Genomic DNA, 20659 nt, shown 5'->3' with positions numbered 1-20659 from the left:
TTGGAAATGGCGCTAGTCGCGTGGTTTCTCGCGCATCTCCCAGGTTTCGATGGTGTCGCCAACCTGAATGTCCTTGTGGCCAAGCGTGATACCACACTCGTAACCCTCGCGAACCTCGGTGACGTCATCCTTCTCGCGGCGAAGCGATTCGATCTTGAGGTCTTCTGCAACCACAACGCCATCACGGACAAGCCGTGCGCTCGTGTTGCGCTTGATGATTCCCTTACGAACGATCGAGCCGGCAATATTGCCGAACTTACCGGACTTGAACACCTGCAAGATCTCGGCACTGCCCAGCTGAACCTCTTCGTAAATCGGCTTCAGCATGCCCTTGAGTGCGGCCTCGATCTCTTCAAGCGCCTGGTAGATGACCGTGTAATACTTGATCTCCACGCCCTCTTCATCGGCCAGGCTTGCAACCTGCTCATTCGGACGAACGTTGAAGCCAATAATGACAGCGTCATCAACCGTCGCGAGGTTAACGTCGTTCTGCGTAATCGCACCAACACCGCGGTGGATGATGCGCAACTGGACCTCTTCACCCACATCAATCTTGAGTAGCGAATCTTCAAGCGCTTCAACAGCACCCGAAACGTCACCCTTGATAATGAGGTTAAGCGTGTCAACCTTGCCTTCCTTGAGGACCTTATCGAAGTCCTCAAGCGTAACGCGCTTACGCCTGCGAGCCAACTGAGCCTGACGCTCAGCAGACTCACGCTTATCCGCAATCTGACGCGCCGTACGGTCATCCGGTGCAACTAGGAACGAGTCACCAGCTCGCGGCACGGACGTTAGGCCAAGAACCTGAACCGGACGTGCCGGGCCTGCCTCCTGAACCTCATTACCCCACTCGTCAAACATCGCACGCACGCGCCCATAGGACGAGCCTGCAACAACGGCATCACCAATGCGTAGCGTTCCACGCTCAACCAGCATCGTTGCAACCGCCCCTCGACCACGGTCAAGGTTCGCTTCAATCGATACACCGCGAGCATCCGTATCCGGATTCGCTTCCAGATTGAGGGCCGCATCAGCGGTAAGTAGAACCGCCTCAAGCAGGTCGCCAATCCCCTTGCGCTGTTTTGCGGATACATCCACGAACATGACGTCGCCGCCATACTCTTCAGCAACGAGGTTGTATTCGGTGAGCTGCTGGCGGATCTTATCCGGGTTCGCAGTATCCTTATCAACCTTGTTTACCGCCACAACGATAGGTACATCAGCGGCCTGCGCGTGGTTGATCGCCTCAACGGTCTGCGGCATAACGCCGTCGTCGGCTGCGACAACCAGGATCGCAATATCCGTTACCTGAGCGCCACGGGCACGCATTGCCGTGAAAGCCTCGTGACCGGGCGTATCAATGAACGTGATCAAACGATCGGTGTCGTCATGCTTCACGTGCACCTGGTACGCACCAATGTGCTGGGTGATGCCACCGTGCTCGCGGTCCACAACATCCGTGTGACGGATGGCGTCAAGGAGCTTGGTTTTACCGTGGTCAACGTGACCCATGACGGTTACAACCGGCGGACGCGGAGCGAGGTGCTCCACGTCGTCAAGCTCTTCAGCTTCAAGATCAATGTCGAACGACTCAAGTAGCTCGCGGTCCTCATCCTCTGGGGACACAACCTCAACCTTGTAGCCGATCTCTTCACCCAAAAGTGTGAAGGTGTCTTCATCCAGCGACTGCGTTGCGGTTGCCATCTCGCCCAGGTGAAGCAAAACGGTTACCAGCGATGCGGGATTCGCATCGATCTTCTCCGCTAGATCGGCAAGCGAGGCACCCTGACGGATGCGAATAGTCTGGCCGTTGCCGCGTTGAATCTGCACGCCGCCAATGACGGGCGCGTTCTGCTGTTCGAACTCTTGCCTCTTCGCGCGCTTCGACTTGCGTCCCCGCTTACCGGTTCCTCGACCAAATGCGCCCTGCGTTGCCCCACGGCCACCACGACCACCGCGCGGAGGCGCGGACATTGGCGGCTGCTGGCCGAAGCTAGGAGCCTGCGACTGGCGCGAGCTGGAACGGTTAGAACGCCTGCTTTGACGGTTTCCACGCTCGGGAGGGTTGTTTCCGCCCGGCTGTCCCAGTGTGGAATGACCCGGCATCATCATGGGCGATGGACGAGGCCCGCGCCTCTTACCACCGCGTGCCGGAGCCGCCTCGGATGCGTTGCGTCCGCCCCGCTGACCGCGTTGCGGCTTATCATTGCGGTCTGCGCCGCGGCCACCACCCGGACGAGGCATTCCCTGCTGCGAAGCGAATGGGTTATTGCCTGGGCGCGGCCCCGGACGGGGCATTCCCTGCTGGGTTACAAACGGGTTATTGCCCGGACGCGGTCCCGGACGGGGCGTTCCCTGCTGCGAAGCGAACGGGCTATTACCGGGGCGCGGCGTTGCCTCATCCTTAGGCTTTGCCTCTTCTGTCTTCTTCTCAGCTTCAGACTCTGCAGGCTCAGGCGTTGCCTTCTTCGCATTCGGTTTAGTGATCTTTGCCGGACCGGGGATGACATCTGCCGGACTTGGCGCCGGCGTTTCAACCTTCTCGGTCTTTGAAGTCTCAGCCTTGGGCTTTGCCTCAGCCTTCTTAGCCTTTTCTTCCTTGGCTTCAGTCTTGGGCGCAGATTTAGTCGATTTTGCCGACTTTGCCGGCTTATCGGCCTTAGCTGGCTCCTTGCTTTGCTCAGATTCGAGCTTAGCGCCAAGAGTCTTGCGAACTCTTCTAACAACCGGAGGTTCAATAGTCGACGAGGCCGACTTTACGAACTCACCATTTTCCTTCAAGTGCGCAAGAAGTTCTTTACTCGTGATTCCGAGCTCTTTCGCGAGCTCGTGTACACGCAATTTTGCCACAACTCTCCTGTTCAGGTCCGCCCCGAACAGGACGGACGTCTATTTCTGCTGGCAGCTCATCGCTGGGTACTCATCGGGTGCCCATCAGCTTCCAACCCGCTTCCATTTACTCGTCCACAACGCGCTCCCTGCGCGCTGGTTGGTTTTCTTCTCGAGCGGAAATATCTATCGAGAAGGAAACACGGCTTCTGCTCCCAGGCAAACGAAGCGCGCGGTTAAACGCCTTCTTCTTCACTGCCCGATCTAGACAGGATTGCCGAGGATGAATCCAGGCTCCTCGCCCGGGCATGCTCCGGCGCGAGTCACTAACAACACTTCCAAGGGCCTCACTGTAAACGCAGCGAAGCAACTCGTTAGGAGTTGCTACTTCCCGGCACCCTACGCACGTTCGCCGCGGTGCATCCGCAAAACGGCTACGCATAAGCATGCTTCCTGTTAAGCCTATCGTTATTTTCAGTCCGTTGGTTCGATATTTTCTGAGCCCTGCCTCACGTCAGGGCGCGAAATGTCGCCAGTCACGACCCCCAGGCCGGCCTCGGTATCAGAATGAATGTCGATATGGAAGCCGGACAGACGCGCGGCAAGACGCGCATTTTGGCCCTCCCTACCAATAGCGAGGGAGAACTGGAAGTCAGGCACAATCACTTCCGCATTCTTACCCTCGAGGTCGGTAATTGTGACCGAAGATACTCGCGCGGGAGACAGAGAGTTAGCAACGAAGCGAGCCGGATCAGAAGAGTAATCGACAATATCGATCTTCTCGCCCTGCAACTCCGTCATCACCGCACGCACGCGCCTACCCATGGGGCCAATGCAAGCACCCTTAGCGTTCACACCCTCACGTGTGGCCGCAACCGCGATCTTGGTGCGGTGGCCGGCCTCGCGCGCAACGGATTTGATCTGCACAAGACCCTGCTGAATCTCTGGAACCTCGCGCTCAAACAAGCCTTCAACCAGGCCGGGGTGGGTGCGCGAAACCGTGATCGCAGCGCCCTTCTCTCCGCGAGAAACATCCACTACGTAAGCGCGTAGCACGTCACCATGGTTGTAAACCTCGCCCGGGACCTGCTCAGATTGGGGAAGGCGAGCCTCAAACTCGCCCACGCGTAGCATTACGAAAGCCGGATTGCGCTGCGCCTCCACGGTGCCAACCACAACCGAACCGGTACGGCTACGGAAGTCGCCGAGCACCTTTGAATCTTCGGCCTCGCGAAGCCTCTGTGCAATCACCGAACGCGCGGTAGCGGTAGCGATACGCCCAAACTCCTTGGGAGTGTCATCAAACTCGCCGATCGGATTGTCTTCCTCATCAAGCTCGGTTGCCATCACGGCAACCTTGCCGGTGCGCTGATCAATCTCGATGCGGGCCTGATCCATGGCGCCGGGCATCTTGTGGTAGACCTTCAGCAGGGCTTCCTCAATTGCTGCAACTAGCGTATCGCCATCAATTTCTAGCGAGGCACCCACTTCCCGGAGTGTACGCATATCGATTTCCACGGGGAGCCTCCTACTTACCTAACGAACCGAAGTCAACGCGCGAATGCGCCTTCGTGATCTTATCAAGAGCTACGGTCTCTTCGCGCTCAGGCTTACCTTTTTTACCCGCGATGCTAAGCGTCACACTTTGATCGTCGGAGCTGACCACTCTACCTTTTAAGCGTTCACCATCTTGCGTTTTGATCTCCACCAAGTGACCGATGCAGCGTGAGAAGTGCCGCGCAGTTTCGAGTTTGCGCTCGGCGCCCGGCGTTGAAACCTCAAGCGTGTAGGCACTTTCAATCGGATCGGCCTCGTCCATAGCCGCCGAGATTTCACGCGAGACCTGGAGCATGTCGTCGGCGTCCACCGACCCCACGCCCTCCTTCAAATCAACCGTCACCCGCACCAAGGGTTCCTTACCCCTAGTTACAGTTACCGATTCCAAGAACAGATCTGCACGGCTCACAATCGGAGCTACGAGCGCCTCAATCCGAGCCTCGATGGCTTTTGACATCATTCTCCTTAAAGAGCGGGACTGGTTCGAGCCTGAGCCCTCAATCAGACTATTATGCACACATGCCTTCAATAACGCACGAATCCGCGGCTGACGCGAAGAACGACACGAAAACTCAAGCTCTCGCTTCGAAACGAATTGTAGTCCCAATCTTCGCCGCCGGAATCGCCGCCGCGTCTCTAACCGGCTGCACGGGCGTTTACATCGAGCAAGACGGACCGCAACTACCGAACGTCCTGGAGTCCCAAGAGGTGTTCCAACGGCTTGTTCGCAACGAAACCGCGGTACTCGATAGCCTCGCACAACCAGGCGAGGACTGTAAGCCCTGTATGGCTTTCGCCGCTGATCTGGGTGAAAAATCGAAACAGCGTGCCGAACTGCTTGGTGGATTGTGGGATCCGTGGGGAGAGAATGTGCCAGATGGCGCTCCCCTGCCCGATCCCGTGCCCCGGGCAAGCCACACGTGGGCCGAACTCACCGACTTCACCATCGGTACCGCCACCGCCGATCTCGCAGCCGCCACCGAACTCGACTCCAAAGACGATCAGCTGGCCGCCGCCTCCGTGGCCGCCGGAAGGCTGGCCGATGGCCTCAAATTGGCGAACCTGCTTGAAATCCAACCCACCCTCCCGGCTTTTACCACCCCTAAGGCTGAACCTCGCAAAGACGTAGCAGGCCGCTCCGACCTCAAGAATCTTGGTGAAGTTGCCGCACAATGGGACTGCGCTGCGCAGTGGATCGCTTATTACGGGGCCGGCGATGACGCGGATGGGCCTTCCGCTACCGAGGTAACGGCCCGCGCGCAAGTAGACGACCTCGTTGCTTTTTCGCAGCGTGCAATCAACGCTGGAGCGCCGGATCAGCGCACCCTGTCATGTTTAACGCCTGCTGACGAAGGGGATGAGACGGGGCTTAGCGGCGCGGAGAACGAACTATTTGCCACTAACCTGGCGTTCTTGGTTGACCGCCCCTACCTCGTCCTGCCTGGCGAGGATGACGCACAGTATCCGCTTGCGTTCGAAGCACTCACCGCCCAGTTGGCGTCGTGGGTAAGCATTGGGAATGTTCCTGCAACGCCGGGCATCACGAAAACCGATGTTCCAAAAGAAGCGCCCACGGAGCCCACGCAGTTTGCCCCGTTCTACAACAGCAGTGGAGCAACAAAGTAAGCGCGGGGCGCGGCCATAAAAAGTGCCCCGACCGGGGCTCGAACCCGGGACCGACGGATTATGAGTCCGCTGCTCTAACCGACTGAGCTATCAGGGCCTGGGTAAATCATGCCAGCTAGGCGACTGTGAATCAAACCAATCTAAGCATCTACCGCGCACCGTTTCACGAGCGCTGATGAGAGGAGAGCGTGGTTATCGTACAGTGAAGGCTATGACTTCAGCTACGAAATTTAAGCTTCCAAAAGCCATTGCGAGCTCACTTCAAGCGAACTTCTTAACAAAAGCAGACGCCAAACGTCCGGCCATTGAGCTTGAGGGTGGAGCTTGGCTACTGCTCGCACAGCTTGGTCCTGTGGTAATTAGTGACGAGGACGTGGCATTTGTTGCACACTGGCACGAGATCCAGCACGCCGTTTGGGAGGCGGGTAGCCAGATGCTCATTATCCGCTGGGTAGATCCTACCCGTGAGCCATGGCACGGCGTTACGCTGGAAGACGATGTTCGCCGATTTATGTCGCAGCTCGAGGAGTTCATCGAGTACACCTATATTTCTACCACCTCGCGTAAAACTGCAGATGGAACGTGGATCCGCGCATCCATTCGGCGCTCTAGCAACGGCAATCTTTTTTCAACGCTAACAGCCGGCGGTGATCTAGATAACGAAGGCGAAAAGCTCGCATTCGAACTGGAACGAAACCTGCGTGAATCTGTTGGATTAGAGCGGTAAATAGACCGCTTCAATCCCGATTTGGCACGGGGCAAAAAAGTATGTAGAGTGTATTTCGCGCTAAGCAATCCCGCGTAGCTCAACGGCAGAGCATTCGACTGTTAATCGAACGGTTGCTGGTTCGAATCCAGCCGCGGGAGCAAACAAGAGCCCGTCTGAAAGGACGGGCTTTTCCTATCGCCTGATTCTGACCAGTCGTTGCGAGACTTCTGTCTTGCGAATCGACTGAGTTACATAGCGGGTTTCGGCGGGTGCGACGATCGAGCCGATCGATTAAAGATCCTCTGTGAGTGAGCGGCGTTTTTCTTCCAGACGCAGTAGCTCACTGAACGCCGCCTGATATTCGTCAGAGTCAAACGAATAGCGACCGAGCGAAGCCTTCAGCGAACCGATCTGACGATTAAGCCCATTGCGTACCAACGCGCGAACCACGCCAAAGCAGTAGTCGCGGAGGCGTTCCGGATCATCCTGCGGTAGTGGCGCCACCGCAAGCTGCGTGATTACCTTCGCAACCACCTCACTACCCGACTCGATCAAGCTCTGATTCCAATGCGCTGTAGCTCTGCGCGCGGCCTCATCGCCAACCCCAACCTCGGCCTCGGTGATTTGCAGGTAGTCCATATAGGAGGCCAGTCCGCCGCCTGCTCGGATCGCGTCATGGACCGCGCGGTAGGCCGGCGTTGAGAAAGCATCTCCATCAAGTTCGTCGAAACCTGAGCCCGAAACGTAGCCCGGGTGCTGCACGATTGCCTCCAGCGCCTGCCTCTCCAGACGTACAATCGGATCAGCCTCATTACCAACGCGCATTGGAGCGTCTTGCGCCGGCGCGCCATGGCTGCGCTCAAGCCGCGGGTCGAGGCGACGGGCTCCCCTGCTAGCCACCGACACGGCGTGCAAGACCTCGCGCACATCCATGCCCAGCCAACCGGACAGCTGACGCGCGTACTCACGTTGCAAGGCGCGATCGCGAATGCCCGCCACAATCGGAGCGCTTGCACGAAGCCCGTGAACACGCCCCTCCGCAGTAGTGAGGTCAACCGAGGCAAGCGTTGAGCGAATGACAAACTCGAACAGTGGCGCGCGCGACTCGACCAGCTCGATCAACGCCGCATCGCCCTTGTTCATGCGTAGATCACAAGGATCCATTCCGGTGCGTTCCACGGCAACGAACGTTTGCGTAGCGAAACTTTGGTCCTCGCCAAATGCTCGCAGAGCGGCCTTCCGGCCTGCCTCGTCCCCATCGAAGGTGAAGATCACCTCTCCCCCCAGGCTTAGGCCCGATGAGAGTTGTACCCCCGCAGCCGGATTAGCCACGTCGCCCAGTAGGCGGCGAATGATCTTCACGTGCTCTTCACCAAAAGCCGTGCCACAGGTAGCCACAGCAGTATCAATGCCAGCTAAGTGCGCGGCCATTACATCCGTGTACCCCTCCACGATCACTACCTCGCGCTTTTTTGCAATGTTGCGCTTAGCGAGATCTAGCCCGTACAGCACCTGAGACTTGTGATAGATGGGAGTTTCTGGCGTATTTAGATACTTCGGCCCCTGATCGTCCTCATGCAATCTACGCGCACCAAATCCGATGGTCGCACCTGTTAGGTCCCGGATTGGCCAAATTAGGCGCCCTCGAAAACGATCATAAATCCCGCGATTGCCGTTACTTGCAAGGCCCGCCTTCACTATCTCTTGATCCTGGAATCCGCGAGAGCGAAGCAGATTTGTTAGGTTATTCCAGCCTTTAGGTGCGTAGCCAATGCTGAAGGTAGCGGCCGCGTTTTGGTCAAAGCCGCGCTGGGCCAAGAATTCGCGGGCAATCTGAGCCTCCGGAGAGGACAGGGAGCGGATGTAAAACTCCTCTGCGATCTTGTGCTGATCAATCAGCCGCTGGCGCCTGCCGAACTCGCCCGGCCCTTTCGCCCCTTCCTCATAGTGGAGCGTGATGCCAGTCTTTTGCGCAAGGTGTTCCACGGCCTCGGTAAAGCTTAAATGGTCAACCTTTTGCAAAAACGCGATGGCGTCACCGCCCTCGCCACACCCGAAACAGTGCCACAGGCCCAGGTGGGGGCGGACGTGGAATGACGGCGTCTTCTCATCATGGAACGGGCACAGCCCCTTCATTGATCCGGTTCCCGCGGGGCGAAGCGTCACGTAATCATTAACGATGTCCTCAATTGCGGTGGCCTCGCGAACCTTCGCGATGTCCTCTTTCCGAATCAGCCCAGCCATGCCTTATATCCTAATCATTCGCGCGGAGGGGCGCTTACAGGTGAAGCGTATCGAACATGCCACAAAGTGAAGCGTGCATGCGCGCCGCCGAAAGATCCGTGAGTGAGGCCACCTGATCAATCACAATGCGCAAACGAGCGTTATCATCCGGCGTCTGGCGCCAAAGTGAGGCAAACGGCTCTTGCAGGTGGCGCCCCGATGTTTCATACAGAATGTGCACGAGGTCCACCAGCACACCGCCCTGGTGGTGATACGACCCCTCCATCTCGCGCGGAGCCATCACGTAGTGCGCGGCAATCCCCTTCAACAACATGATCTCGGTTGCCGTCTCGTCAGGGACAACCAGATCCGCGTCATACCTTCCCAGCCCCTCCCCGCGCTGACGGCCAGCCGCGCCGCGCGTGGCCTCAACCGCCTCGGAACAAAACTTTCCGATCAGCTGTGACGTCATGTCCTTCAAACGCGCGCTGTCCGCATACGTTCCATCGAACGAAGTGAGCCAGTACGGCATCGCCAACAAGCGTTCGCGCGCCGCCTGCAGGTGCGTTTCTTGTAAATCCTTGTCGTACCACTCGCGCGTACGCTCCACCACGTTCGCGAACGCGGCGTCATCGCGCAACTCTTCGAGGGGTAGTTTGCCGGTCATAACTGCATCCTCGATGTCGTGCACCGAGTATGCGATGTCATCTGATAGATCCATAATCTGCGCTTCCAAGCAGCGACCCTTCGCGCCCGAACGCATCCAGTCAAATGATTCGCGATCATCTTCGTACACCGAATACTTCCGAGTTGAATACTTCGGATCGGGACCTTCTGAGCGGGCCCACGGGTACTTACAGATCGCGTCCAATGAAGCACGCGTTAGATTCACGCCGCGTGGCTCGCCGGCTGTGCCAACAACCTTCGGCTCCAAGCGAACCACCAGGCGGAACGTTTGCGCGTTACCTTCAAAACCGCCCACGTCACCAGCAACTGAATCGAGCGCACTCTCCCCGTTGTGTCCAAATGGTGGATGGCCTAAATCATGCGCCAGGCATGCAGCGTCCACAATATCTGGATCCGCCCCCAACTCCTTGCCGATCTCTCGACCAACCTGTGCTACTTCCATCGAATGTGTAAGCCGGGTGCGCACAGAATCGTCCGAAGCCGGGCCAAGAACCTGGGTTTTCTCGCCCAACCGACGAAACGCAGCTGAATGCAGGATTCGCGCACGATCGCGCTCAAAATCGGTTCGATTGGGCGACTTCGGACGCTCTTTCACAAAGCGTTCGCGATCAAAGTCAGAATACGCATGTCTGGTAACATTCACGGACCAATCATATCGACAACAACAAGCAACCTTTTCTAACCAACGTACTTCTTTGGCACAATAGAGCCATGAGCACTGAGCAGGCACCTTCACATATTCAGAAAGAAACCGCGAGAGCGGTTCAAAACTCGCGGTATGTGCGCACGCACCTCATTCACAGGCGCTCACCTCTACCCGGCTCCTGGTGGCACGCTCCCGTCATAGCCGAAATTCCCGGCATCATCGACAAAGCCGGCGCAAAACCTCTTGCCTCCATCATGCCCACCATTAAGGAAACCGGTTTCGACGGCGTAGTGTTTCGCCCCGCTCTACTCGACTTTTACACGTCCAAGGTCTACCTGGATCAGATCATCGAAGCTGGCAAGCAAGCCGGACTGCGCGTCATTGTGCGCCTCTCTGGTGGCGACTACGCTCCTGACCTGACTCCGTCTCTCAAACCCTTCTACGGAGCCGAAGAGTCTACCGCCACCACCATCACGAGAGCCCGCGAAGCACTCAAGAGCGGTGCGGATGGCATCGATCTGGGTCGTATCGCAGAAAACCCGAATCTACCTGGCGCGAAAGAGCGTGATAAAGAGTTCTCCGATCTCGTTCGCCTCCTCATGTTCGAACTGGCAGATTTCTCTGAAGAAAAGATCCTTGTTGCGGAAGCGCGCACCGAACTGCACGAGCAATACCAGTACCACTTGCAGGAAGACTGGATCCACAACTTCATAGATAACCGTCTTCAACGCGCGCCATTCTCGGATGCAGCCATCATTGAGGCAATCGAAGAATCCCTCTTTGAAAGAGACAAGATTGGTGTTCCCCCTGTCTGGAAAGCCATCAACTCCCGCCTCATCATGGAACCCGACCGGCCCAACAACTACCCCGGTTCCTGGGAAGATGGCACCAACACCACAAGGCGCTCTTCGATGCGCATCATCATGGCGTCGTTGCCCGGTGCTATCTACCTGCCTTTCGGCTTTTCTGGCGGGCACGTTACATACAAGGGTGTAGCTGTGCGGCCCCTACCTCCGATTAACTCCATCGAAGAACGCCGCCTTGCCCATACACAGCTGGCGTTACGGCTACGAAATAAATACGACCTGGGCAACGCCAACCTCGCGTGGGTCAGCGGACTGCCATGGCAAACTCCAGGCGTCGGCATATTCACCAGCGGTAGCGTCATGTGTGTATTCAACACGTCAAACGAAGACGTGTTCGTGCCCCTAGAAAACGAGCTATTGCTCCGCTCGGATTCCACTCGCGAGTGGGCTCTGCCCGGCGCCGAAACCGTTCTAAGGACCGGACCGCCGCAAATTTTCTCCACTGCTGAACGCGAGGAGCAAAACACCCTCACACCCGGCACCACCGCGTGGTTTATACCACCCGTTGTAAAAGCCTCCAACAGGTAGGACAAAGAACGCGAGCGCCTAAATCATAGGGCGGGGCCGCACTAATGTGCGCTCAAGCACCCCGTTGCCTTATCGAACCCCACCAGCGCATCCAAGCCGATCTGCCCCGGTGCGGAATCATCACCCAGGGAGCTAAACGTTGCTGCAGACCCAAACTTTGCAGCAAACGCCCGAGTGAACACGCCCGGCTCCCCCATCGAAACCGCAATCACGGGCACCTGCGCAAACGTATCCACAAAATGACGCGCACATGCCGCCAGTCGCAATGAATCCATCACCGAACCCGGCATGTATGCGACCTTCACTAAGCCGGCGCCGCGACTGCGAACATCTGCATCTTCATCAGCGTCATCTAGGAACTGCTCGAACCACTCCAACAGCTCACCCTGCATCTGGCGCATCCTAGCAACAAGCTCGTCTGCACCTGGCGTAGCCCCAAAATCATGACTTGATAGCACCACTGGAACCCCCGCTTCGAAAGCGCTGAACGCCACGCGACGACGCTGCTCCAAGCCATACTCCACGTCTAGCAAATCCGCTGCCTCGGCCTCTAAGACCGCGAGCGCCACGCGCTCATAATCGGCATCCGCACCGCGGCCCCCTTGCTCCTCAGTACGGAATGTAGCGAGGATCGGCAGGTCTACCTCGCGACGAAGGACCTGCGCGCACCCTGCGATTACCGGGTTAGAAATATCGCTTAGGTGGTCTACTCGCCACTCCACCAGGTCGGCACCACGGCCCCCCGCAACAGCGCGAGCTTCCTGCGCAAGCTCAGACGCATTCTTGCCCATCAGCGGCGCGATAATCGCCGCCCGATCTCCACCCAATTCAACGTTTGCGGCACGCACCTTCATTTGCGCCATTTCAGCCCCCATCTGCAACCGCCTCATCAGCTACAACCTGTGCACGTTCTGCGTCTTGAATCAGCTGCGAATCCAGCCAACCGTGCGGCAGATGAGGACGCCGTTCGTGTCCCTTCCGGCCACGCGGCCCCTCCGCTGACTTCGGGCAGGGCTGATCCAAGTCCAAGCTGTTCAAAAGCTCATCGAGCTCATCCAAGCTACTCACGCGCCCCAGCTTCAACCGGGACTCGCCACCTACTTTATAGCCGCGCAAATACCAGCCAATGTGTTTGCGCATGTTCCTGCACGCGTCAAACTCAGAACCAAGATGCTCAGTCATCAACAGCGCATGCTCACGGATAATCTGTGCAACGGTACGCAAATCCGGGGCCATCTTAGGAATACCCGCGCCCGTTAAGTCCGAAGTAATGTCTGTGAACAGCCAGGGCCGGCCCTGGCAACCGCGGCCGATCACGACTGCGTCGCACCCCGTCTGTTCCATCATTGCGCGCGCGTCCGCGCCCTTGAATACATCTCCATTGCCCATGACTGGAATCGAGATCGCTTCTTTCAGAGCGGTTATCGGCTGCCAATCTGCCTTACCCGCGTAATACTGGGCCTGCGTGCGACCGTGCAAAGCAACTGCGGCCACGCCGCTGCGTTGGGCAATAATGCCTGCATCCATGTATGTCGAGTGCTGATCATCAATACCGATACGCATCTTCATCGTTACGGGAACGTCTCGGCCCACCAGTTTTGAGCCTTTGTCAGCGCCGGCCACAACTGCCTTCAAAATGTCTTCCAGCAAGTCCCGCTTCCACGGTAGGGCTGCTCCCCCGCCCTTGCGAGTAACCTTTGGCACCGGACAGCCAAAGTTCAGATCAATATGATCCACGAGGTCGCGCTCTACAATCATCTGCGCGGCCCTACCCATCGTGTATGGATCAACCCCGTACAGTTGAGCCGAGCGCACCCTATCGGACGGGTCGGGCTCAACCATTCGCCAAGTTTTTGGTGAACCTTCCACGAGGGCGCGCGCGGTAATCATCTCGCAAACAAACAGGCCAGCAGGCGCATCAACGCCCTTCTTTGCCTCATCAAGCTTGTTTGTCAGAGCCTCGCTCAGCCCGCGCTCAGCGTACTCCCGACACAGCCGGCGAAACGGAACATCCGTGACGCCGGCCATGGGGGCTAAAACAACCGGGGTCCACAGATTGATAGGACCAATCTGCAGACCACCGGGATACTTGTTTGCTACCAAGCCTGTGTCCGTTAGCTGATCGGAAGACGCTGCGCGAGGTACGCCTCTACCTCGTCTAGCGGAATACGAACCTGTTCCATGGTGTCGCGATCACGAATCGTCACCGCGTTATCGTCAAGCGTGTCGAAGTCGTAGGTGATGCAGAAAGGTGTCCCGATCTCATCTTGGCGGCGGTAACGACGGCCCACTGCGCCCGCGTCATCGTACTCAACGTTCCAGCGGCGACGCAGTTGCATAGCGAGCTTACGAGCCGGCTCCGTGAGTTGCTCCTTGCGCGAAAGCGGCAAAACTGCTGCCTTCACCGGAGCCAAACGCGGATCCAGCTTCAAAACCGTGCGCTTGTCAACGCCGCCCTTAGTGTTAGGAGCCTCATCCTCGCAATAGGCCTCCACTAGGAACGCCATCAACGAGCGAGTGAGGCCAGCAGACGGCTCAACGACGTAGGGTGTCCAACGCTCGTTCTTCTGCTGATCGAAGTAGTCAAGCTTCGCGCCCGACTCCTTCGAATGAGTACCAAGGTCATAATCAGTGCGGTTTGCGATACCCTCAAGCTCGCCCCACTCCGAGCCCTTGAAGCCGAACGTGTACTCGATGTCTACAGTGCGCTTTGAATAGTGCGACAGCTTCTCTCTCGGGTGCTCGTAAAGGCGCAGGTGATCACGGTTGATACCAAGATCTACGTACCAATTAATGCGCTCATCAATCCAGTACTGGTGCCAATCCTCATCCGTGCCCGGCTCTACAAAGAACTCGAGCTCCATCTGCTCAAACTCGCGAGTGCGGAAAATGAAGTTACCCGGCGTGATCTCGTTACGGAACGACTTACCAATCTGCGCAATACCAAATGGGGGCTTCATGCGCGAAGTAGTCATGACGTTCGCGAAGTTTACGAAAATGCCCTGCGCGGTTTCTGGACGCAAGTAGTGCAGACCAGTCTCATCATCCACGGCACCCAGGTAAGTCTTCATGAGGCCCGAGAATGCCCTCGGCTCCGTCCAGTTACCCCGGTTACCACAGCTTTCACACGCCACCATGTCGAGCGTAACGTCAGCCTCTTCAACGCCGTTCTTCTCGGCATAATTCTCGATCAGCTGATCCTCACGCTGCCGCTTGTGGCACGAAAGGCACTCTACAAGTGGATCGGTAAAAGCCGTCACGTGGCCAGAAGCATTCCACACTGCCGTTGGCAAAATTACCGAGGAATCCAAGCCAACAACGTCGTCACGCTGGCGAACCATGCGTGACCACCACTCCCTCTTGATGTTTTCTTTGAGCTCGACGCCGAGCGGGCCGTAGTCCCACGCTGAACGCGTACCTCCGTAGATCTCACCGGAAGGGAACACGAAGCCTCTACGCTTAGCAAGGTTGATTACGGAATCTAGACGCGACGGGTTTGCCATTTTTCTCCTTGAGTCATGCGCACCTGGCTGGTGCGTTTCACTATTCGCAATCACGAATCATCTCAAGTTTAGTTGGGTTTGCTGAAATATCGAAAGCACCAACTCCGGGCGGACTTGCATTGCGTCACATTGGGCGCTCGCGCTTGATCCACAACAAAGCGATAGCGATAATGGTTGTCATGAACATTCGTAAGAGTTTGATTGCAGTAGGCGCCGCGTCCGCACTGGCCCTTGCTGGTTGTTCCTCCAGCGCGACCAAGGACAGTGGCATGAAAGAAAGAGGCGACCCGCTAGTTGTTAAAGCATCGTTTTATCCGCTTCAGTACCTGGTTGAGCAGATTGGCGGCGACCTAGTATCCGTCGATTCGCTTACTCCCCCAGGAACCGACGCTCACTCCCTCGAACTATCTCCAAAAACCGTCTCCGAGCTATCCGGCGCCGACGCCGTTGTGTACCTGCGCGGCTTCCAGACCGCAGTTGACGAGGCTGTAGACCAGGCGAAGCCAAGCCACGTCCTCGATGTCACCGAAAGCGCCGAGCTGATGGAAACGGGTGCGCACCACCATCACCACCACGATGATGAAGCCGACCACGACCATGAGGGCGAGGATCATGACCACGAGGCGGAGGGGCACGACCACGAAGCTGAAAGCCATGAAGGCGAAGACCACGACCACGCCTCAGAGCCGCACGAAGCTGATCACGATCACGAAGCCGGTCACGAAGACGAAGAGCACGACCATGACCATGAGGGCGAAGGCCACGATCACGAACACAATATGGCTGGCGATCCGCACTTCTGGCTGGACCCGGCACGTATGGAGCAAGTTGCCAAGCAGATCAACAAGTTCCTAGCTGAAACCGACCCCTCGCACGCGCAAGAATACGAGAAGAACACGAACGAAGTAGTTTCCAAGCTGAAGGATCTGGATAAGTCCGTGACGAATAGCTTCGGAAACTGTGCCCTCGACACCTTCGTGGTTTCACACGAAGCATTCGGATACCTTGCAGCCAAAACGGGACTACACCAGGTGGGTGTTTCTGGTCTTGAGCCCGAAGTAACCCCCTCGCCCCAACGTCTGAAAGAAATCAGCGACGTTGTGAAAGAAAACGGCGTGAAGGTTATCTACGCCGAAGCCAATGTATCCCCGAAAGCCATTGAAGTTCTGGCGCACGACCTGGGCATTGAAACTCTAGTGCTCGACCCGGGTGCCACACAGAACGATCCGGACGTAGACTACTTGCAGATAATGACCAAGAATCTTGAAAACCTCAAGAAAGGCCTCGACTGCAAGTGAGTTTGCAAAACACCACGCAAGAGTCGCACCACCCAGGTGCGGCTCTTGCCGTATATACCCACCATCTGCACGTCGCGTATGACACGAACGCGATCCTGCACGGCCTCGATATCGAAATCCCCGTAGGCCAGTGTGTAGCAATCACGGGAGCAAACGGATCCGGCAAATCCACATTCGTGAAAGCGCTTATGGGTTCGGCTCCCGTAACCGAAGGCGATCTGCAAATTTTTGGCAAGAACGCGCGGGGCAAAGGCCTGTTTAGTCGAGCCGCCGTACCGTGGAACCGGATCGGATACGTTCCGCAACGCCCCTCTGTTGCCTCTGCGGTCTCATCCAGCGCCCTTGAAGTTGTGCGATCCGGACTGCTTGGGCCTAAACAATGGTGGTATGCAGCCGGCTCCAAGAAGATTGCCGAGGATGCACTTCGGCGCGTCGGCCTTTTGCACCGGGCACAAACCCCCGTACAGGAGCTCTCCGGCGGCCAGCACCAGCGCGTGCGTATCGCAAGAGCACTCGCCCGTGACCCTGAACTACTAATCCTTGACGAGCCTCTAGCCGGCATCGACCGGCACTCTCAAGAAAAACTTGCCGGGCTCATCGGGCAGGCCAAAGAACGCGGCAAAACCATCGTGCTAATCCTGCACGAGCTCGGCCCCATCGAACCGCACATCGAGCGGATCATTAACCTTGCCTCCGGACACGTCACCTTTGATGGTCCCGTTGGCGAGGCGCCTCATATACACGCTGAAGAACACCACCACTTCCCGCACCCAGAAGACATCGAGATCGACATTTACAGTGGAGGCAACGATGAATAGTGCAATCGCTCCCGGCCTCATCAGCGAACTGGGCACCATGCTGTCCTCACCACTCATGCAACGCTCGTTCATCGCAGCTATTCTCGTAGGCCTTGCCGCCCCCGTAGTTGGCACCTACCTCGTGCACCGGCGCCTGGCCATGCTTGGTGACGGCATCGGTCACATCGCCCTTACCGGTGTGGCTCTCGGCTGGCTTGCCGGAACGGCAATGGGCGCCATGGAGCCTGAAAGCTACGCCCTACCAGGCGCTTTCATCATCTCCATACTCGGAGCCGTCACCCTCGAAGTGATCCGCATCGCCGGACGCACCTCATCCGACGTGGCGCTGGCCATGCTCTTCTACGGCGGTATCGCCGGAGGCGTGCTCCTCATGGGCATAGCCGGAGGAACATCCTCACAGCTAAACTCCTACCTCTTTGGATCCATTGCAACCGTCACCAACTCTGACATTTGGGCGATCACCATCCTTACCATCATCGTGCTCCTGGTAGGCATAGGACTAGCTCCCGCACTGTACTCCGTATGCAACGATGAAGAGTTCGCGCGTTCCACAGGTCTACCCGTAAATCTCCTCAACCTCATCATCGCGATCATGGCCGCAACCACCGTGGCCGTTGCCATGCGAGTTGTGGGGGCACTACTCGTCTCCGCCCTCATGATCGTTCCTGTTGCAATATCGCAAATCCTGGTACGCTCATTTAGGTCAACAATGGCTCTAGCAATGGTGATAGGCATGCTCACAACGGTCAGTGGACTTACGATCACGTACTTCTACAACCTGTCTCCCGGCGCAGCCATCGTTGTACTTGCAATCCTCATCTACGCCATCGTCTTCCTTGCCCGCCCCCTCATCGACCGCGTTCACGGCAAACGCAAAGCCGTAGCCAAGCCGCCCACCGTCATGCACCCCGAACGCCAACAACAAAGGTAGACCCATGGAAAAGCCCAGACGCAACACGCGCCAGCGCCAAGCCGTAATCGAAGCGATGAGCGAGGCAACCGAGTTTCGATCCGCCCAAAAAATTCACGCCGACATGGTTGCTGCCGGCGAATCGATTGGCCTTGCCACCGTCTATCGAAATCTGCGCACCCTCGCCGAAGAAGGCTCGATCGACACCCTCATGGCCCCTGACGGAGAATCCCTGTACCGCGCATGCGGCCACGAATCACACCACCACCACATCGTGTGCAGGCGTTGCCTATCCAGTATCGAAATCCACGAATCCGACCTAGAGTCGATACTGCAAGTACTCGTCAAAAAGCACGGGTTTTCTGACGTGGAACACTCAATCGAGATTTTTGGGCTCTGCCCCCAATGCCAAGCCAAGGAAGGTAAGTAGAAAAATGCCTGGAGTTCCCCAGTGGATCGCGGATGGGCCATTCATTGGAATCGCCCTATTCCTCACCATCGTGGTTTTTCTACGCTCGCAGGGCACCTACTGGCTTGGCCGCCTCGGAACCTGGGGTTTTCTCGCTAAATCAGAGCATTCGAGCAAACCGTGGGTGCGTAAAGTTCGTGCGTGGCTTGAAGGCGCCTCTGTTCAAAAAGGCATCGACGCTGTAGACAAGTGGGGACTGCTCATCATTCCTCTGTCCTTCCTCACCATTGGTTTCCAAACCGTGGTTCACGCCGGTGCCGGAGTACTTCGCCTGCGCTGGTTAACCTACACTCTTGCGGCAATCCCCGGTTACATCGCATGGGGTTGCCTCTACGCATCCATCGGCATCGGACTATTCAAAACCGGCCAAGCCGCAACTGCTGGGAAAACGTGGGCGCTCGTACTATGCACTACGATGGTGGTCATCATGGGCCTCACCATCTTGAAGCGACGCCACCGGGCCGCAGAAATCGTTGCCGATTAGCTCTCCACCCGATCCACAGCGGAACCAAACCTGCGCTCACGGCCGGTGAAGGCCAGCACATCGTTCCACAGTTCCTCGCGGCAATACTCCGGCCACGGCACGGGGTTGAACGCAAACTCGGCGTAGGCACACTGCCATAGCAGGAAGTTCGATATGCGCTGTTCACCACCCGTGCGGATCAGTAAATCCACATCTGGCGACGAAGGTGCATACAGACGCCGCCCAACCGTGTCTTCCGTAATGCCAGCCGGCTTCAGTCTGCCCGCCTCGACCTCACTCGCAACTTGTCGCATAGCATCGGCAATCTCGGCCCTTCCCCCGTAGTTCACAGCCATGTTGAAATGCAGCTTCGAATTGGCCTTGGTGAGTTCCTGCGCCACTTCCAACTCGGTGATCACCGATTTCCAGAGACGAGGCCGCCTCCCCCACCAGTGGATTGCCACACCCCACTCGTTCAACTCGTCGCGGCGCCGGCGAAGCACATCGCGCGAATAACCCATGAGAAAGCTAACTTCCTTGGGTGAGCGTTTCCAGTTCTCTGTAGAAAACGCGTACACGGTCAGGTGCTGCACACCGATTTCGAGGGCGCCCGCAATCGTGTCCATTAGCGCAACCTCGCCGGCCCGGTGCCCCTCACTGCGCGCCAAGCCACGCGCATTCGCCCACCTTCCGTTGCCGTCCATAATGATCGCAACGTGACGAGGCACCCCGTCAATCGTTGGAGCCAGATTCTTGCCAGCCCCTGGCGGTGCAACCTTCATACGTCCCCCAAATGTGAGTTGATCAAACTATATGACTTGATACGCCGCTCAACATGCCATTGCACCCACGCGGCAACCAGCCCCGCAGCCTCACGCCGCGCAAAATCGGGCGCCGCATCTGCGCTTTGCCAATCACCCGAAAGCAAATCTCCAAGCAACTGCATCGCTTCCCGCGAAGGCGCTAACGATCCGGGCGGCCTACAGGCCTCGCACACCGTGCCTCCGGCCACCACATTGAACGAGGATGACGGGCCGGGCCTGCCACACACCGCGCAATCCCAAAATGAGGGAGCCCAACCACTCATCGAAATCGCGCGGAGCATAAACGAGTTCATCACCAAATCCGGCGAATGGCGCCGATTTGCGAGGGCGTGCAAAGCCCCCAAAAGGAGCAGGTACATAGAGGTATGCGCTTCGTCCTCCGACAACCTCTCCGCGGTTTCCACCATCACGTTGGCACGAGTATAAAGCTCAAAATCACTCGCGATTTGCAGACCGTATGGCCGAAGCGTTTGTGCCTGCGTTAATACGTCAAGGCTACGCCCCTTATAGAACTGCGCGTCCACGATAGTAAAAGGCTCGAGGCGGGCACCAAACTTCGACGACGTGCGGCGAACGCCTTTGGCGACAACTCTTTTCAGACCGTTCGAGCGGGTGAGCGCCGTGACGATACGGTCGGCCTCGCCAAGGTCTTGCGTACGCAAAACGATGGCTTCATCACGGTAAGTCTTCACACCTTCTATTA

19 protein-coding genes and 2 tRNA genes are annotated in these 20659 nt (G+C 57.4%); 9 read left to right on the top strand and 12 right to left on the bottom strand.

From position 1 onward, the window contains the following. Positions 1-12: 12 nt before the first annotated feature. From infB to rimP, 4 genes are all read right to left on the bottom strand, one after another. Complete coding sequence (gene infB / locus HMPREF2891_RS04995) at positions 13-2850, bottom strand: translation initiation factor IF-2 (RefSeq protein ID WP_186822292.1); 2838 nt, start codon at positions 2848-2850, stop codon at positions 13-15. A gap of 106 nt (positions 2851-2956) precedes the next feature. Next, complete coding sequence (locus HMPREF2891_RS09955; RefSeq protein ID WP_410002356.1) at positions 2957-3271, bottom strand: YlxR family protein; 315 nt, start codon at positions 3269-3271, stop codon at positions 2957-2959. A 32-nt stretch (positions 3272-3303) separates the two neighbouring features. Beyond that, positions 3304-4347: a transcription termination factor NusA gene (gene nusA / locus HMPREF2891_RS04990; RefSeq protein ID WP_070617591.1), complete on the bottom strand. Its 1044-nt coding sequence runs from the start codon at positions 4345-4347 to the stop codon at positions 3304-3306. Positions 4348-4357: 10 nt separating this feature from the next. After that, positions 4358-4846: a ribosome maturation factor RimP gene (rimP, locus tag HMPREF2891_RS04985; RefSeq protein ID WP_070617594.1), complete on the bottom strand. Its 489-nt coding sequence runs from the start codon at positions 4844-4846 to the stop codon at positions 4358-4360. 59 nt (positions 4847-4905) lie between these two features. On the opposite strand from rimP, the gene HMPREF2891_RS04980 reads away from it, so the two are divergent. Next, positions 4906-6012, top strand: a complete 1107-nt coding sequence (locus HMPREF2891_RS04980) for a hypothetical protein (protein ID WP_070617597.1) — start codon at positions 4906-4908, stop codon at positions 6010-6012. A 23-nt stretch (positions 6013-6035) separates the two neighbouring features. Here HMPREF2891_RS04980 and HMPREF2891_RS04975 read toward each other — a convergent pair. Beyond that, positions 6036-6109 (bottom strand) — tRNA-Ile (locus tag HMPREF2891_RS04975). A gap of 78 nt (positions 6110-6187) precedes the next feature. On the opposite strand from HMPREF2891_RS04975, the gene HMPREF2891_RS04970 reads away from it, so the two are divergent. Further along, positions 6188-6739, top strand: coding sequence for a hypothetical protein (locus tag HMPREF2891_RS04970; RefSeq protein WP_222566264.1), 552 nt, complete (start codon positions 6188-6190; stop codon positions 6737-6739). Positions 6740-6807: 68 nt separating this feature from the next. Further along, positions 6808-6879, top strand: a tRNA-Asn gene (locus tag HMPREF2891_RS04965). Between the two features lie 133 nt (positions 6880-7012). On the opposite strand, the gene dnaG is transcribed toward HMPREF2891_RS04965, so the two are convergent. Both dnaG and HMPREF2891_RS04955 read right to left on the bottom strand, forming a co-directional pair. Next, positions 7013-8965, bottom strand: a complete 1953-nt coding sequence (dnaG, locus tag HMPREF2891_RS04960) for a DNA primase (protein ID WP_070664084.1) — start codon at positions 8963-8965, stop codon at positions 7013-7015. A 34-nt stretch (positions 8966-8999) separates the two neighbouring features. Then, positions 9000-10274, bottom strand: coding sequence for a deoxyguanosinetriphosphate triphosphohydrolase (locus HMPREF2891_RS04955; protein ID WP_070617606.1), 1275 nt, complete (start codon positions 10272-10274; stop codon positions 9000-9002). Positions 10275-10342: 68 nt separating this feature from the next. On the opposite strand from HMPREF2891_RS04955, the gene HMPREF2891_RS04950 reads away from it, so the two are divergent. Continuing rightward, complete coding sequence (locus HMPREF2891_RS04950) at positions 10343-11671, top strand: hypothetical protein (protein WP_070664082.1); 1329 nt, start codon at positions 10343-10345, stop codon at positions 11669-11671. Positions 11672-11712: 41 nt separating this feature from the next. Here HMPREF2891_RS04950 and HMPREF2891_RS04945 read toward each other — a convergent pair whose 3' ends face one another. Genes HMPREF2891_RS04945 through HMPREF2891_RS04935 form a run of 3 tightly spaced genes read right to left on the bottom strand, consistent with a single transcriptional unit; the run spans position 11713 to position 15174 of the window. After that, on the bottom strand, positions 11713-12534 hold the full coding sequence (locus HMPREF2891_RS04945; RefSeq protein WP_186822291.1) for a type I 3-dehydroquinate dehydratase: 822 nt from the start codon (positions 12532-12534) through the stop codon (positions 11713-11715). A gap of 1 nt (position 12535) precedes the next feature. After that, entirely contained in the window at positions 12536-13774 is a 1239-nt protein-coding gene (gene dusB / locus HMPREF2891_RS04940; RefSeq protein ID WP_261666840.1) for a tRNA dihydrouridine synthase DusB, read from the bottom strand. Between the two features lie 11 nt (positions 13775-13785). Further along, entirely contained in the window at positions 13786-15174 is a 1389-nt protein-coding gene (locus HMPREF2891_RS04935; protein ID WP_070617616.1) for a glycine--tRNA ligase, read from the bottom strand. 170 nt (positions 15175-15344) lie between these two features. Between HMPREF2891_RS04935 and HMPREF2891_RS04930 the strand changes: the two genes are divergently transcribed. Genes HMPREF2891_RS04930 through HMPREF2891_RS04910 form a run of 5 tightly spaced genes read left to right on the top strand, consistent with a single transcriptional unit; the run spans position 15345 to position 19153 of the window. After that, positions 15345-16472, top strand: coding sequence for a metal ABC transporter substrate-binding protein (locus tag HMPREF2891_RS04930; protein ID WP_070664078.1), 1128 nt, complete (start codon positions 15345-15347; stop codon positions 16470-16472). After that, positions 16469-17290 (top strand): metal ABC transporter ATP-binding protein, encoded by an 822-nt coding sequence (locus HMPREF2891_RS04925; protein WP_070664076.1) that lies wholly within the window; start codon positions 16469-16471, stop codon positions 17288-17290. The genes HMPREF2891_RS04930 and HMPREF2891_RS04925 overlap by 4 nt, the downstream gene beginning before the upstream one ends. Then, the gene (locus HMPREF2891_RS04920; RefSeq protein WP_070617625.1) at positions 17283-18221 is read left to right on the top strand and encodes a metal ABC transporter permease; all 939 of its coding nucleotides are present in this window, start codon (positions 17283-17285) and stop codon (positions 18219-18221) included. The genes HMPREF2891_RS04925 and HMPREF2891_RS04920 overlap by 8 nt, the downstream gene beginning before the upstream one ends. A 4-nt stretch (positions 18222-18225) precedes the next feature. Next, positions 18226-18630, top strand: a complete 405-nt coding sequence (locus HMPREF2891_RS04915) for a Fur family transcriptional regulator (RefSeq protein ID WP_070617628.1) — start codon at positions 18226-18228, stop codon at positions 18628-18630. Positions 18631-18634: 4 nt separating this feature from the next. After that, on the top strand, positions 18635-19153 hold the full coding sequence (locus HMPREF2891_RS04910; protein ID WP_034508062.1) for an SNARE-associated domain-containing protein: 519 nt from the start codon (positions 18635-18637) through the stop codon (positions 19151-19153). Here the strand turns inward: HMPREF2891_RS04910 and uppS are convergent. Both uppS and recO read right to left on the bottom strand, forming a co-directional pair. Further along, entirely contained in the window at positions 19150-19914 is a 765-nt protein-coding gene (gene uppS, locus HMPREF2891_RS04905; RefSeq protein ID WP_070664074.1) for a polyprenyl diphosphate synthase, read from the bottom strand. The genes HMPREF2891_RS04910 and uppS overlap by 4 nt on opposite strands. Continuing rightward, positions 19911-20648 (bottom strand): DNA repair protein RecO, encoded by a 738-nt coding sequence (recO, locus tag HMPREF2891_RS04900; protein WP_070617634.1) that lies wholly within the window; start codon positions 20646-20648, stop codon positions 19911-19913. Before recO ends, uppS begins: the two co-directional genes overlap by 4 nt. Between the last annotated feature and the right edge of the window lie 11 nt (positions 20649-20659).

This window comes from Actinomyces sp. HMSC065F11 (assembly GCF_001813085.1).
Classification (GTDB): domain Bacteria; phylum Actinomycetota; class Actinomycetes; order Actinomycetales; family Actinomycetaceae; genus Gleimia; species Gleimia europaea.
The sequence above is the reverse complement of the archived record's forward strand: the minus strand, read 5'-3'. Positions and strand labels throughout refer to the sequence as shown.